Origin of the sequence: Streptomyces sp. NBC_01268, assembly GCF_036240795.1 — a bacterium.
Lineage (GTDB): Bacteria > Actinomycetota > Actinomycetes > Streptomycetales > Streptomycetaceae > Streptomyces.
Map to the genome: position 1 here is coordinate 2611802 of NZ_CP108454.1, position 14008 is coordinate 2625809.

Genomic DNA, 14008 nt, shown 5'->3' on the forward strand with positions numbered 1-14008 from the left:
GGCCTGCCTACCCTGGGCGGGCCATGAAGGACGAACCGCGGCGCCGACAGCGCCTCCCCCAGACCGCCGTCCGTGTGCGCGGGCGGCTCCAGAGCCTCGGGGCCCGGGCCGCCGGGCCGCTCCGTGCCGTCGGGGCCCGGACGAACGGGCTGGTGCGCAGCTTCGGGGTCGCGCTCGCGACGCCGACCGCCCCCGGAGAGGCGCTGCTCGCCCGGGCCTCCTCGCCCTGGGTGCGGCTGCTTCCGTACGGGGTCGCGCTGGCGTTCGTCGCCTCGCTGCTGCCCGTCACCGTCACCGTGCTCGTCCAGGACTACCAGGTCGACGGCGCCCTCGCCGGGGCGCTCGCCACCGCGCAGACCGCGCCCCTGCTGCTCGCCGTCACCCGGCCCCTCCAGGCCTGGTGGGTGATCTTCGCGGCGGACGTCTTCGGCGGCTTCGTGCTGCTCGCCGCCGACGGGGTCGACGGGCGGCCCTGGCCGTGGACGCCGATGGTCGTGGTCGGCTACCTGGCGCTGATGCTGGCGCTGGGCCTGCGCGAGTCCCGGCGGGCCCTCATCGGGGTGTGGCTGATGACCGGGGCCGCCGCGACCGTCTTCGAGATCTTCTCGCCCCGCCGGGCCGGCGGCATCACCCTGCTCCTCTTCGTGCTCAGCGGCGTCGTGCTGCTGATCACCGCGACCCTGCGGGGCCGCGGTGACGCCGAGCGGCGGCTCGTCGAGCAGGAGACCATCAGCGAGGCCGAGCGATCCCGGCGCACCCTCCTGGAGGAGCGCGCCAGGATCGCCCGCGAGCTGCACGACGTGGTCGCCCACCACATGTCGGTGATCACCGTGCAGGCGGACTCCGCCCCGTACCGCATCCCCGAGCTGCCGGACGCGGCCCGCGAGGAGTTCGCCTCGATCGCGGCCGGCGCCCGCGAGTCGCTCGCCGAGATGCGACGGCTGCTCGTGGTGCTGCGCAGCGAGGGCGTGGAGGGCGAACGCGCCCCGCAGCCGGGGCTCGACCGGGTGCAGCAGCTGGTCGAGGCGACGGTACGGGCCGGGGTGCCGGCCGAGCTGTCCCTCGCCGCCGATCTGGACGGCGTCCCGCAGGCGGTGGACCTGTCGGCGTACCGGATCGTGCAGGAGGCCCTCTCCAACGTCGTCCGGCACGCGCCGGGCGCCGCCACCCGGGTGTCGGTCCGCCCGGACGGCGAGGGCTGGCTGAACGTCCTGGTCGTCAACGGGCCCACCGCGGAGAAGGGATCCCCCGTGGAGCGCGGCTCCGGGACCGGGCACGGGCTCGTCGGGATGCGGGAACGCGTACGGTTGACCGGCGGCTCGCTCGACACCGGGCCGCTGCCGGACGGGGGCTTCCGGGTCGCCGCCCGGCTGCCGCTGGGACCGACCGACAGCTGAGGAAGCCCGTGACCATCCGTGTGATCATCGTCGACGACCAGGCCATGGTGCGGGCGGGGTTCGCCGCGCTGCTCGCCGCGCAGCCCGACATCGACGTGGTGGGCGAGGCGCCGGACGGGCGGCAGGGCGTGGACGTGGCCCGCTCCACCCACCCGGACGTGGTCCTCATGGACGTACGGATGCCGGAGCTCGACGGGCTCGCGGCGGCGCGGGAGATCCTGAACCCGCCGCCGGGCGTGGTCCACCGCCCCAAGGTGCTGATGCTCACCACCTTCGACGTGGACGACTACGTGTACGAGGCGCTGCGCGCCGGCGCCTCCGGCTTCCTCCTGAAGGACGCGCCCCCGGCCGACCTGATCGCGGCGGTCCGGGTGGTGGCGGCCGGCGACGCGCTGCTCGCGCCCTCGGTGACCCGGCGGCTGATCGCCGACTTCGCCGCCTCGAAGCCCGCGCCGCGCGCCGACCGTGCGGCCCTGCGCCTCAACGGGCTGACCCCGCGCGAGACGGAGGTCCTCGAACTGATCGCCCGGGGCCTGTCGAACCAGGAGATCGCCGATCACCTGGTGCTCGCCGAGCAGACCGTGAAGACCCACATCGGCCGGGTGCTGGCCAAGCTGGACCTGCGGGACCGGGCACAGGCGGTCGTCTTCGCGTACGAGTCGGGGCTCGTGACGCCCGGTCAGGGGCGCTAGCCCCACCTGCGCGCCGACGCCGGCCCCGCCCGGCGCCGACCCCCGTCCTTTCGGCGGTCCCTCCCGCGCGCCGCCCCGTCCCTTCGGCGGTACTCGGGCTAGCCCCCGGGGGACAGCCCCACCCCCGGCCTGGGGCCCTCTGCTCCTCCTCCCCCTACCCCGGTATCGGTTCGCGGTTGGCGCTCCGGTGTGACGCCCGGTCAGGCGTCCCCTTCCTACCTTCCTCTCGCCAACGACGAGAGAGAGGAAGGGCACTCGATGCGCCGCTTCACGAGGACCCTGGTCGCCGCCGCGCTCACCGCGACCGTGGTGGCCGGGACCGCAGGCTGGGCTTCCGGCAGCAGCCAGCAACCCGTGACGGGTGCGCCGGTCGGGACCGCGCAGTGGCGGGCCGACGGGCTGCCCGATCCGGAGCGCATGACGCCCGCTCAGGTCGCCGCGTACTTCGGCTCCCTGACCCCCCGGCGGCAGCGGGAGCTGGCCGCCGCCCACCCCACCGTCGTCGGCAACCTCGACGGCGCCCCGCCCGCGCTGCGCTACGCGGCCAACGCCCGGGCCACCGGGGCCGGGTTCGCCGGGCAGCAGGTCCTCGCCTACGACCCGCGGGGGCGCGGCCAGGCGGTCCTCGTCTACGGCGACCTGACGAAGGCCGCGCACGTGTCCGTGATCGTGCCGGGGTCCGACATCGACGCGGGCAACCTCGCACCGCTCACCCGCAAGGCCACCGCCCTGCGCGAGGCCACCGGCGGCCGGACCGCCGTCGTCGCCTGGGCCGGCTACACCACGCCCGTCGGGGTCGGCCTCGACGCCGCCACCGGGGGGCTCGCCGAGGTCGGCGCCGGGCGGCTCACCCGCTTCGCCGAGGGGCTGGCCGCCGTCGGCGCCGCCGAGCCCTCGGTCTTCTGCCACAGCTACGGGTCCGTCGTCTGCGGGCTCGCCGCGCACGACATGAAGGCCGAGGACCTCGTCGTCCTCGGCTCCCCCGGGATGCGCACCGACAACGCCGCCGCCCTCGGTACCGACGCCCGGGTGTGGGCCGCCAAGGACCCCACCGACTGGATCGACCGGATACCCCACGTCGAGGTGGCCGGCCTCGGTCACGGCACCGACCCCACCGCCCCGGAGTTCGGCGCGCGCCGGATCGACGCCGCCGACGCGGAGGGCCACGACGGCTACTTCGCCCCCGGGACCGCGTCCCTGCGCACCTTCGCCGCCATCGCCGAGGGGGTCGCCCGATGAGCTCGCCGCAGACCCTGGTCCGGCGCATCGAGGCCGGTACGCCCGCCCACCGCGACCGCGCGATCGACGGGCTGCGCGCCCTCGCGCTGCTCGCCGTGCCCACCGGGCACTGGCTGCTCGGCGGCTTCACGCTCTCCGCCGACGGCGCGATCCACAACGCCAGCCCGCTCTCCGCCTTCGGCGGCCTCGCCCCGGCCAGCTGGATCCTCCAGATGCTGGGCATCTTCTTCCTGGTCGGCGGCTACGCCTCGGTGCTCTCCTTCCGACGCCACCAGGGCCCGGTCCGCGACTGGCTCAAGGCCCGGCTCGCCCGGCTCGGACGCCCGGTGCTCGGCGTCACCGCCGTGTGGGCGGCGCTGCTGCCGCTGCTGCACTACGGGTTCGGCGTGCCGGGCGACACCCTGCGGACGGCGTCGACGCTGGTCGTGCAGCCGCTGTGGTTCGTGGGCGTCTACTCGGTCGTCACCGCGCTCACCCCGTACTGCGTCCGGGCCGCCCGCCGGCTCGGCGTGTGGGCGGCGGCCCCGCTGCTCGGTTCCGTCGCCGTCGTCGACCTGCTGCGCTACGGGCCGTACGCCGACGCCATGCCGTCCTGGCTGAGCCTCCTCAACATCCTGCCCGGCTGGCTCTTCGCCTATCAGCTCGGCGTCTCCTGGGGCGAGGGCCGGGTCACCCGCCGGCACGCCTGGGGGCTGCTGGCCGGCGGCGCCGCGCTCTTCGCCGTGCTCCTGGTGTGGTGCGGGTACCCCGCGTCCATGGTCGGCGTCCCCGGCGAGGCCCGCACCAACTCGCACCCGCCGTCGCTGCTGGTGCTCGCCCTCGCCGCCACGCAGAGCGGCGCCGCGATCCTGCTGCGGGACCGGCTCGGGAAGCTGCTCCGCAAGCCCGCTCTGTGGGCGCCGGTCGTCGTGATCAACCTGTCCGCGATGACGATCCTGTGCTGGCACCAGACGGCGATGCTGACCGCCGCGATCCCCGCCTCGTACGCGGGGGAGATCACCGGTCTGGTCGGGGCGCCCGACTCGGTCGGCTGGATCCTGGCGCGGCTGGCCTGGATGCCGGTGTTCGCCGGGCTGCTCGTCCTGATCGGGCGGTACGCCCGGGGCTTCGAGTCCCCGTGGAGCCGGACCGGCGCCGCCAGGCGCGCCCTCGCGGGCGTCCTGGCGGCGGGGTTCGCGGTCTTCGCGCTGGGGCTGGCGTGAGGCGTCGGGTCCGGGACGCCGGGCGTCCCCGCCCCCTGCCGTCAGCCCTCCCGCGCCGCCGACGTGAACGTCATGTCGGGGTAGCGGTCGCCCGCCACCCGGTCGGCGATCGGCTCCAGGGCGGCGAGCTGGGACTCGGTGAGGGTGATCCGGGTGGCGGCCGCGTTCTCCGTCAGGCGGGAGCGCTTGCGGGTGCCCGGGATGGGGACGACGTCCAGGCCGTGCACGGCGGCGCGCTGCTGGACCCAGGCGAGGGCGATCTGCGCGGGCGTCGCCGCGTGCTCCTCGGCGATCGTCCGGACCGGGGCGAGCAGGGCCGCGTTCCGGGCCGCGTTCTCGCCGCTGAAGCGGGGCTGGTGCCGGCGGAAGTCCGCGTCGGACAGCTCCTTGGAGGCGTCGGCGAACGCGCCGGTGAGGAAGCCCCGGCCGAGCGGCGAGTAGGGGACGAAGGTCACGCCGAGTTCGGCGGCGGCGCCGACGGCGCTGCGCTCGACGTCGCGGGAGAACAGCGACCACTCCGACTGGAGCGCGGCGATCGGGTGCACCGTGTAGGCCTCGCGCAGCTCGGCCCCGGTCACCTCGCTCAGGCCCAGGTGCCGGACCTTGCCCTCCCGGACGAGCTCGGCCATCGCGCCGACGGACTCGGCGAAGGGGACGCCCGGGTCGCGGCGGTGCATGTAGTAGAGGTCGATGGTCTCGACGCCGAGGCGGCGCAGGCTCGCCTCCACCGCGTTGCGGATGTACGCGCGGTCGTTGCGGACGCCCCGGTAGAACGGGTCGTCGGCCCGCCGCTCGATGGCGAACTTGGTGGCGAGGACGATCTCGTCGCGGTGCGCGGCGACGAAGGGGGCGAGGAACTCCTCGTTGGCGCCCTGCCCGTAGACGTCGGCGGTGTCGATGAGGGTGACGCCGGCTTCCAGGGCCGCGTCGAGGGTGTCGCGGGCGGCCGTCTCGTCGGTGTCGCCGTAGAACTCGCTGATGCCCATGGCGCCGAAGCCCTGGACGCCGATCTCCGGTCCGTCCTGGCCGGCGCCGAGCCGTACGGTGCCGATCCTGCCGTTGCTGCTGCTCATGAGGTGGCCTCTCCGCATGTGGTCGCTTGGTTGCCGTAGTAGCCGATCTTGAGGTCGAGCACGGCGAGGGTGTCCTGCAGCTCGGCGATCCGGGTCAGGACGTCGCGCCGGGTGGTCTCCAGGAGCGCGCGCCGCTCGGGGTGGGTGTGATCGCCGTCGCGGACGAGCTCCGCGTACCGCACCATGTCGGCCACCGACATCCCGGTCAGCCGCAGCTTGCCGACGAAGGCCAGCCAGTCCAGGTCCCGCCCGGTGAAGCGGCGCTGGCCGGTGTGCGAACGGTCGACGTGCGGCATGAGGCCGATCCGCTCGTACCAGCGCAGGGTGTGTGCCGAGAGTCCGGTCAGGGCGGCCACCTCGCTGATCGTGTAGCGGTCCTTCCGCACCGGCGGTGTCGTGCTCTCGATCAAGCTCATGCCCCCACGCTAGAAGGTTGGAGTGCACTCGAAGCAAGCAGGCCAAGTACGCTCGGCACCATGCTGAGCAGCCTGCAGACCCTGGCGTCGATCGAGAACTGGCCCGTCCCCACCGCCGCGGCCGCCGTCGTCCGCGCGGACGGCACCCTGGCCGGCGCGCACGGCCCCACCGGCCGGCGCTTCCCGCTGGCCTCGGTCACCAAGCCGCTCGCGGCGTACGCCGTCCTCGTCGCGTACGAGGAGGGGGCGATCGACCTCGACGAGGCGGCCGGGCCCGAGGGCGCCACCGTGCGGCACCTGCTCGCGCACACCTCCGGGCTCGCCTTCGACGAGAACCGGGTCATGGCGGCGCCCGGCGCCCGCCGGATCTACTCCAACACCGGATTCGAGGTGCTCGGCGACCATGTCGCCAAGGCCACCGACATCCCGTTCGCCGAGTACCTGCACCAGGCGGTCCTGGAGCCGCTCGGCATGACCGCGACGACGCTGGAGGGCTCGCCCGCCAAGGACGGCGTGTCGACCGTCGACGACCTGGTGCGCTTCGCCGCCGAGGTGCAGGCGCCGCGACTGCTCGACGCGCGGACGGTGCTGGACGCGATGACCGTGACGTACCCCGGCCTCACCGGCATCCTGCCGGGCTACGGGCATCAGAAGCCCAACGACTGGGGCCTCGGCTTCGAGATCCGCGACGGCAAGTCGCCGCACTGGACGGGCGCCTCGTCCTCGCCGCGCACCTTCGGGCACTTCGGCCAGTCCGGGACCTTCCTGTGGATCGACCCGGACGCCGGTGCGGCCTGCGTGGCGCTCACCGACCGGCCCTTCGGCGCGTGGGCGGTCGAGGCGTGGCCGCCGTTCACGGACGCGGTCCTCGCGGAGCTGCGGAGCGCCTGAGGCGCGGCCCCGACGGGTTCAGTCCGTCTCGCAGCGGGCGGCGGGCAACGGCCCGTCCGTCCCCGCGACGACGACCTCGACCGCCCGGCCGAGGTCCTCGGCGTAGGAGGCCGTGCAGATCAGCTGGCGCACGGCGACCGGGTCGAGGTCCTGAAGGCGGACCGTGAGCCGGACGGTGAGCCGCGGGCGCCCGTCGGAGCCCGTCTCGCGCAGCGCGTGGGGTTCGCCGGCGCCGTGGAAGGCGATCCGGCTGGTGATGCCGGCGGCGCGCTCGCGCTCGTCCGGGCCCTCGATGAGGGCGCCGAGGACCTTGTCGGTGGTGACCCGGTACGGCGGTTCGGTGATCGTGGTCCCGGTGCCGGTGTCGACGACGCGGTGGAATCCGAGGTCGCGGGCGACCGGCATCAGCCGGCCGTCCCGTCCGACGAAGAACAGCAGCATCCGCGGGTTGCCGGTGGGGTTCACCGTGACCGGGGCGCCCGCCCCGGCCTCCACGACGTCGCTCTTCTGTATGCCGCAGCCCGCCAGCGCCAGCAGGGCCAGCAGAGCGGCTGCGGCACGCCTGCGGAAGCGGCTCGCGGCGGGGGTCACCGCGGGATCCTGACGGTGAAGACGGCGCCCCCGTCGGGGCGGTTGGCGGCGACGACGGTGCCGCCGTGCAGCCGGACGTTCTCCAGCGTGATGGCGAGGCCGAGGCCGCTGCCCGCCGAGCGGGTACGGGCCGCGTCGGCCTTGTAGAAGCGGTCGAAGACATGCGGCAGGACGTCTTCGGGGATGCCCGGCCCCCGGTCGGCGACCTCCGTGACGAGCCGGTCCTCGGGCCCGTCCTCCGCGTACACCCGGACCGTCACCGGCGCGGCGCCGTGCCGCAGGGCGTTGCCGACCAGGTTGGCGACGACGACGTCGAAGCGGCGCGGGTCGAGGGGGGCGCGCAGGCCGTCGGTGAGCTCGGTGACGATCTGCGCCGGGTCGGTCCAGTGCCTGTTCTGGAGGGTCTTGCGGACCGAGTCCGCCACGTCGACCTCGTCGGTGTGGAGCTCGGCCGCGCGGGCGTCGAAGCGGGAGATCTCCATCAGGTCCTCGACGAGCACGGCCAGCTTGCCGGTCTCGGCGCTGATCAGGCGGACGGCGCGGGCGGTGTCGGAGTCGAGGCTGCCGGCGTCCTCGTCGAGCACCTCGGTGACGGCGAGCATCCCGGCGAGCGGGGTGCGCAGTTCGTGGGAGACGTCGGAGGCGAAGCGGCGGGCGCGGGCCTCGGCGCTCCGCAGCTCCGTGACGGAACGTTCCAGCTCGGCAGCGGACTCGTTGAACGTGCGGGCCAGATCGGCGAGTTCGTCGCTGCCCTTGGCATGGATACGGGTGTCCAGAAGGCCCCGGCCCATGCTGTGGGCGGCGACCCGCAGCTCCCGCACCGGCCGCAGCACCCCTCGCGAGGCCACCAGCGCCGGGATCAGGGCGACGAGCAGCGCGGGCAGGGCGCCGTCACGGGCGGCGACGACCATCGCCTCGATGTTGGCCTCCTCCTCGCCCAGGTCCATCACCGCGTACAGGACGAGCCCGGTGGGACTGCCCTCGGGGAAGCCCCGATAGTAGTTGCTGAAGACGGCGGGGACGGCGATGGTGAGGTACGGGGTCCCGTTCTTGACGACCCGCTGGAAGCTGCCGTGGGTGGCGCCGACCGCCGTGGCACGACGGCGCAGTTCGGGGGTGAGGACGCTCGACTCGGGCCGGTCGGTGGAGGACACCCGCAGGTCGCCGTATTCCGCGTACACCCGCCAGGGACGCGGCTTGCCCTGCCGGGCGATGGTCTGCAGGGCGGAGCGCAGCCCGTCGGGGTTGACGGGCAGCTGGGTGTTCAGGGTCTCGACCTGCTGGCGGAAGGCGGTGACGGCGGTGTTCTGGGTCTGCTCCAGGATCGCGTTGCGGGCGGCGCGGTAGGTGAGGGCGGCGGTGGTGCCGCAGCCGACGGCGGCGACCAGCAGGAAGGCGAGGACGAGCCGGGTGCGCAGCCCGAAGGGGTGCAGGCGTCTGCGGCGGGCCTCGGCGTGTCTGCCACCGCCCGGGACGTGGGCTCTCACAACGGTCCGAAGCGGTAGCCGAAGCCGCGCAGGGTCTGGATGTAGCGGGGGTCGCCGGGGGTGTCCTCGATCTTGTTGCGGAGGCGGCGGACGCAGGCGTCGACGAGCCGGGCGTCGCCGTGGAAGCTGTGCTCCCAGACGTGTTCGAGGAGCTGCTGGCGGCTGAAGACCTGCTCGGGGGCGGCGGTGAGGTGGAGCAGCAGCTTGAGCTCGGAGGGGGCGAGGGCGATGCGTTCGCCGTTCTTGGCCACGGTGAGGCCGGTCCGGTCGACGGCGAGCTCCCCGTGGAACTCCACGGCCTGGCGTGCGCCGCCGGGCTCGTCGATCCGGCGGAGCACGGCCCGGATCCGGGCCTCGATGACCTCGGTACGGGCGGGCTTGACGATGTAGTCGTCGGCACCCGCCTCCAGGCCGATGACGACGTCGAAGTCGTCGCCGCGCGCGGTGAGCATGATGATCGGCAGCTGGCTGGTCTCGCGGACCTGGCGGCAGACCTGGACGCCGTTCATCCCGGGCAGCATGAGGTCGAGCAGCAGCAGGTCGGGGAGGAACTCGCGCAGCGCGGCGAGCCCAGCCTCCCCGGTGGCGGCGGTGCGCACCTCGTGCCCGCGGCGCCGGAGCCCGAGCTCGACGCCTTCGCGGACGGAGGGGTCGTCTTCGATCAGCAGCACGCGTGGCATTCGTGGAGTATCCCAAGGTCGGTCGGATGCGCTCCCCGCCGGGGAGGGGATCCGGCGGGGAGCGGGTACGGGGGGCGGCGGGACGGGTGGTCTCAGCGCCGCCGGGTGAGCCGGGCGGTGGCGCCCGTGAGCAGGGCCCGCACCTCGGTGAGCCGGAGCGGCCGGGCGAGGAGGGCGAAGACGGCGACGACGGCGCCCGCGCCGGCCAGGCCGGAGAGGACGGAGCCGGCGCCGGTGGTGCGGTCGGCGACGAGCAGCCCGGCCCCGGCGGCGGGCACGGCGGCGGCCAGCAACCGCAGCAGCGCGGAACCGGCGCCGGTGGACGCGGCCCCGGCTTCCGGGAGCCGCGCGCCCTTGAGCCTGCGCCCGAGCACGTACGCCGTGAGGCCCCAGCCCGTCCACAGCGCCAGGGAGTAGCCCGCGGCCATGCCCGCCACGGCCCAGCGGGCGGGCAGGACGGTGTACGAGCAGACGGCGAGCAGGGCGTTGAGGCCCGCGATGACCAGGTTCAGGAAGAAGGGCGTGCGGGTGTCGCGCAGCGCGTAGAAGGCGCGGGTGCAGACGTACTGGCCGGAGAGGGCGACGAGGCCGGGTGCGAGGGCCATCAGGATCCAGGCCATGGAGCGGACGGCGCCGGCGTCGGTGCGGCCGTAGCCGAAGACCAGGCCCATCAGCGGGACGGCCAGGGCGAACAGCACGCACGCGGCGGGGACGATCGCCGCCATGCTGGTGCGCTGGGCGTAGGCGACGTCCCGGCGCACCCCCGCCAGGTCGCCCTCGGCCGCCGCGGCGCTCATCCGCGGCAGCAGGGCGGTGACCAGGGCGACGGTGACGATGCCGTGCGGGACGGCCCACAGCAGGTAGGCGTTGTTGTACGCGCTGAGGCCGGCGCCCTCGGCGCGCTGCCCGGCCGCCGTGGCGATCTTGGTGGTCACCCAGTACGCGGCCTGGTTGGTGAGGACCAGGAGGACCAGCCAGCCCGCCGCCTTCAGGGGCGCGGTCAGGCCGCTGCCCCGCCAGTCGAAGCGGGGGCGCCAGCGGAAGCCGGCCGCCTTCAGGGAGGGCACGAGGGCGAGGGCCTGGAGGGCGATGCCCGCGGTGGTGCCCCAGCCGAGCAGCGCGGTCTCGCCGGGCGTGAGCCCGCCGCCCGTGGAGACGGCGAGGAACAGTCCGAAGACGCCGACCACGACGACGTTGTTGAGGACCGGCGTCCACATCATCGCGCCGAACCGGCCGCGGGCGTTGAGCACCTGCCCGAGCAGCGTGAACAGGCCGAGGAAGAAGATCTGCGGCAGGCAGGAGCGGGCGAACGCGACGGTCATGTCCCGCTGGGCGCCGGTGTAGTCGGTGTACCCGTCGACGATCGCGGGGGCCGCGAGCACGGCGACGCCGGTCAGCACGGTGAGGGCGAGCACGCAGACGGTGAGCAGCCGGTCGGTGTAGGCCGCGCCGCCGTCCGCGTGTTCCTTGGCCGCCTTGACCAGCTCGGGGACGAAGACCGCGTTGAGCGCGCCGCCGAGGAGCAGCATGTAGACGATCGTGGGGACGGAGTTGCCGACCGCGTAGCCGTCGGCGACGAAGCCGGTGCCGATGGCCGCCGCGACGACGGCGGAGCGGACGAAGCCGGTGGCGCGCGAGACGAGCGAACCGGCCGCCATCAGCGCGCCGCTGCGCAGCACGGACGGGGACTTCGCCGGGGCGGCCTCGGTGGCCGTGGCCGTCATCGGCGGGCCAGGTACGCCTGGAAGGCGCGGTACAGCGTGTGGTTGGTCGTGCCCTGCAACGGAATCTCCCACTCCCCCAGCGTCTCGACGACCCGCCCGCCCGTGCCCAGCTTCCAGCGGAGCAGCCCGTGGGCGCGGTCGTCCGGATCGAGGGTGGAGGGTACCCCGCGCATGTCGTAGACGTCCGCTCCGAGCGCGTGGGCGTCGAGCATCATGCGCCACTGCAGGGCGTTGGAAGGGCGGACCTCACGGCGGTGGTCGGCGGAGGCACCGGTCTGGTACCAGACCCGCCGTCCGACGGTCACCATGGTGTGGGCGGCGAGGACCTCCCCCTCGTGCCGGGCCAGGTACAGCTTCATCCGGCCCGGGTACTCCGCGTTGAGGACGGCGTACTGGCGCTCGTAGTACGCGAGGGAGCGGCCGAGCCGGAAGCCGTCGCGCTCCTCGGTGACGCGCAGCAGCCGGTAGAACTCGGGCAGGTCCGCGGCGGACCCGACGACGACCTCGACGCCGGACTTGCGGGCCTTGCGGATGTTGCGCCGCCACTCCTGGTTGAGCCCGGACCACAGGTCGTCGGAGCTGCGGCCGGCGAGCGGCACCTGGTAGACGAGGCGCGGCTGGGCGTCGGCGCCGTCCTCGGACTCGCCGCCGCACCGGCGCCACCCCCGCGCCCGCAGCCGTTCGGCGACGGCCGAGCCGAGCGGGTCGACCTCGGTGGCGAGGACGTCGGACAGGCGCCGCCCGGGCCCGGCGTGCGCCTTGAGGGTGGCGGCGGACCAGCGCCGGTAGTCGGGCCCGGGGCCCATGCGCACCGCGAACACGCCACAGGACCGCAGGTGCCCGAGCAGCGGCTGGAGCCAGCCGTCGAGGTCCGGGTCGGCCCAGTCGGCGACGGGCCCCTCGGGCAGGTAGGCGAAGTACTTGCGGGTGCCGGGGAAGGCCCGCAGCAGCACGAGCGCGACCCCGGACAGCTCACCGGACTCGGGCCCCCACCCGACGAGTTGGTGGGTCCACCCGTCCTTCACCTGCGCCCAGGAGGGGAGCTGGAGGAAGCTGGGCCCGTCCGCACCGGTGCTGCGGGCGGCGAGGAAGGCGCGGTACACCTCGGGGGTGACGGGGCCGAGCCGCAGCGCGGGGCGGGCGGGCGCGGGCGTCACGAGCAGCGCTGACACAACGAGGGCCTCCTGGTTCCGCCCCGTCGGTGGTGGGGCGCACAGCAGGCTCACAGCCGGTATTGACCACTCCGCGCGAGGAATGTGACCGGACGATGACCGTTTCTCATCAGCCCCCGTCACATGGCCCGTGGGCCGGGCGCGCGACCCGGGCGGCGGCCTACAGTCCGGTGCATCCCACTTCTTCCCACCCTCCCGCGGAGGCCGTGCCGTGCTGCGCACCCACATACGCATCCCCCTGTTCCTGATCGCGGCCGCGTCGCTGACCGCCTGCTCGACGGCGGCGGCCGACCCGCAGTCCGCGTCGCCGAAGGCGTCCGCCGACGGCACCCCCGCGAAGGTGACCGTGGCTCCCCCGACGGCCGGCCGGCCGGTGACGGTGACGGCCACCGGCGGCACCCTCGCGACGGTGAAGGTGGTCGACGAGGACGGCGCCGTGCTCGCGGGCCGCACCGCGACCGGCGGCTCCTCGTGGTCCTCGGACCGCAAGGCGGCGCCGGGTGCCACGTACACGGTGGAAGTGACCGCGCGCGGCGCCGGCGGCAAGGAGACGAAGGACCGCACGTCCTTCTCGACCCCCGCCGCGGACAAGGTCAACAAGCTGACGCTGGCCCCCGGCAAGAACACCACGGTGGGCGTCGCGCAGCCCCTGTCGATCGTCTTCGACCGCCCGGTGACCAACAAGGCGGACGTGGAGCGCCAGTTGAAAGTCACCACGTCCGTCGCCACCGAGGGCTCGTGGGGCTGGCTCAAGGACTACTCGGGCAAGGACCGTGCGGACTGGCGGCCCCGCTCGTACTGGAAGCCCGGCACGAAGGTCACCCTGGACGCGACGCTGAACGGCACGGACTCGGGCGGCGGCTGGTTCGTCCGCGACTACCGCACCGGCTTCACCGTCGCCGCCCAGTCCCAGGTGGTGAAGGTCGACCTGGACCGCAAGAAGCTCACCGTCGTACGGGACGGGCGCCCGGTCCGCACGATCCCCGTCTCCGGCGGCACCCCCGGCGGCGACAAGCGCTCCTGGCGGGGCACGGCCGTCCTGATGGCGAAGGAGGGCACGATCAACATGAACTCCGAGACGGTCGGCCTCGGCGACGCCTACAACAAGGACGTCGACTACTCGATGCGGCTGACCTGGTCGGGCATGTACGCCCACGCCGCCCCGTGGAACGCGGCCTACTTCGGGCGGGCCAACCACAGCTCCGGCTGCATCGGCATGAGCACCGAGAACGCCGCCTCCTTCTACGCCTCGGTCCGGGTCGGCGACCCCTTCGAGATCACCGGCGAGGACACCAAGGGCGTCGTCGCCGAGGGCAACGGCTACGGCGCGTGGAACCTGGACTGGACGGCCTGGCAGGCGAAGAGCGCGCTGCGCGGCTGACCGGGCCGGGTCACCCACAGGGGTGGCCGTCCGGCATTCCCCCCTCCGGCCCGCGACGCGCCG

Annotated in this window: 13 protein-coding genes; 6 read left to right on the forward strand and 7 right to left on the reverse strand. The window is 74.4% G+C overall.

The window, feature by feature from the left end; translation table 11 throughout:
- The first annotated feature begins 23 nt into the window (after positions 1-23).
- The 4 genes from OG309_RS11540 (at position 24) to OG309_RS11555 (ending at position 4530) form a co-directional block, all read left to right on the forward strand.
- Positions 24-1397: a sensor histidine kinase gene (locus OG309_RS11540; protein ID WP_329420296.1), complete on the forward strand. Its 1374-nt coding sequence runs from the start codon at positions 24-26 to the stop codon at positions 1395-1397.
- A gap of 8 nt (positions 1398-1405) precedes the next feature.
- Positions 1406-2089: a response regulator transcription factor gene (locus tag OG309_RS11545; protein ID WP_329420299.1), complete on the forward strand. Its 684-nt coding sequence runs from the start codon at positions 1406-1408 to the stop codon at positions 2087-2089.
- Positions 2090-2347: 258 nt separating this feature from the next.
- Complete coding sequence (locus OG309_RS11550; protein WP_329420300.1) at positions 2348-3328, forward strand: alpha/beta hydrolase; 981 nt, start codon at positions 2348-2350, stop codon at positions 3326-3328.
- The gene (locus OG309_RS11555) at positions 3325-4530 is read left to right on the forward strand and encodes an acyltransferase family protein (protein ID WP_329420302.1); all 1206 of its coding nucleotides are present in this window, start codon (positions 3325-3327) and stop codon (positions 4528-4530) included. The genes OG309_RS11550 and OG309_RS11555 overlap by 4 nt, the downstream gene beginning before the upstream one ends.
- Positions 4531-4571: 41 nt before the next feature.
- Here the strand turns inward: OG309_RS11555 and OG309_RS11560 are convergent, their stop codons facing one another.
- Both OG309_RS11560 and OG309_RS11565 read right to left on the reverse strand, forming a co-directional pair.
- Entirely contained in the window at positions 4572-5603 is a 1032-nt protein-coding gene (locus OG309_RS11560; protein WP_329420303.1) for an aldo/keto reductase, read from the reverse strand.
- Positions 5600-6019, reverse strand: a complete 420-nt coding sequence (locus OG309_RS11565) for a MerR family transcriptional regulator (RefSeq protein WP_329420305.1) — start codon at positions 6017-6019, stop codon at positions 5600-5602. Before OG309_RS11565 ends, OG309_RS11560 begins: the two co-directional genes overlap by 4 nt.
- A gap of 72 nt (positions 6020-6091) precedes the next feature.
- Between OG309_RS11565 and OG309_RS11570 the strand changes: the two genes are divergently transcribed.
- Positions 6092-6910 (forward strand): serine hydrolase domain-containing protein, encoded by an 819-nt coding sequence (locus OG309_RS11570; protein WP_443067630.1) that lies wholly within the window; start codon positions 6092-6094, stop codon positions 6908-6910.
- 18 nt (positions 6911-6928) lie between these two features.
- Here the strand turns inward: OG309_RS11570 and OG309_RS11575 are convergent, their stop codons facing one another.
- The 5 genes from OG309_RS11575 to OG309_RS11595 all read right to left on the reverse strand — a co-directional run bounded on the left by OG309_RS11575 (position 6929) and on the right by OG309_RS11595 (position 12564).
- On the reverse strand, positions 6929-7501 hold the full coding sequence (locus OG309_RS11575) for a hypothetical protein (protein ID WP_329420308.1): 573 nt from the start codon (positions 7499-7501) through the stop codon (positions 6929-6931).
- The gene (locus tag OG309_RS11580; RefSeq protein WP_329420309.1) at positions 7498-8988 is read right to left on the reverse strand and encodes a sensor histidine kinase; all 1491 of its coding nucleotides are present in this window, start codon (positions 8986-8988) and stop codon (positions 7498-7500) included. The genes OG309_RS11575 and OG309_RS11580 overlap by 4 nt, the downstream gene beginning before the upstream one ends.
- Entirely contained in the window at positions 8985-9668 is a 684-nt protein-coding gene (locus OG309_RS11585) for a response regulator transcription factor (RefSeq protein ID WP_329420310.1), read from the reverse strand. The genes OG309_RS11580 and OG309_RS11585 overlap by 4 nt, the downstream gene beginning before the upstream one ends.
- A gap of 92 nt (positions 9669-9760) precedes the next feature.
- Positions 9761-11392 carry a murein biosynthesis integral membrane protein MurJ gene (murJ, locus tag OG309_RS11590; protein WP_329420311.1) on the reverse strand — a complete coding sequence of 544 codons (1632 nt, stop codon included), beginning with the start codon at positions 11390-11392 and terminating at the stop codon, positions 9761-9763.
- Complete coding sequence (locus OG309_RS11595; RefSeq protein ID WP_329420312.1) at positions 11389-12564, reverse strand: lipid II:glycine glycyltransferase FemX; 1176 nt, start codon at positions 12562-12564, stop codon at positions 11389-11391. Before OG309_RS11595 ends, murJ begins: the two co-directional genes overlap by 4 nt.
- Before the next feature lie 211 nt (positions 12565-12775).
- Here OG309_RS11595 and OG309_RS11600 point away from each other — a divergent pair, with 211 nt between their 5' ends.
- Positions 12776-13945 carry a L,D-transpeptidase family protein gene (locus tag OG309_RS11600; protein WP_329420314.1) on the forward strand — a complete coding sequence of 390 codons (1170 nt, stop codon included), beginning with the start codon at positions 12776-12778 and terminating at the stop codon, positions 13943-13945.
- Positions 13946-14008: the final 63 nt, after the last annotated feature.

What these genes read in the sequence shown, in the direction of transcription:
- OG309_RS11560 (WP_329420303.1), bottom strand. Translation starts at nt 5,603, where the DNA reads ATGAGCAGCAGCAACGGCAGGATCGGCACCGTACGGCTCGGCGCCGGC.
- OG309_RS11555 (WP_329420302.1), top strand. Translation starts at nt 3,325, where the DNA reads ATGAGCTCGCCGCAGACCCTGGTCCGGCGCATCGAGGCCGGTACGCCC.
- OG309_RS11565 (WP_329420305.1), bottom strand. Translation starts at nt 6,019, where the DNA reads ATGAGCTTGATCGAGAGCACGACACCGCCGGTGCGGAAGGACCGCTAC.
- OG309_RS11550 (WP_329420300.1), top strand. Translation starts at nt 2,348, where the DNA reads ATGCGCCGCTTCACGAGGACCCTGGTCGCCGCCGCGCTCACCGCGACC.
- OG309_RS11540 (WP_329420296.1), top strand. Translation starts at nt 24, where the DNA reads ATGAAGGACGAACCGCGGCGCCGACAGCGCCTCCCCCAGACCGCCGTC.
- murJ (WP_329420311.1), bottom strand. Translation starts at nt 11,392, where the DNA reads ATGACGGCCACGGCCACCGAGGCCGCCCCGGCGAAGTCCCCGTCCGTG.
- OG309_RS11585 (WP_329420310.1), bottom strand. Translation starts at nt 9,668, where the DNA reads ATGCCACGCGTGCTGCTGATCGAAGACGACCCCTCCGTCCGCGAAGGC.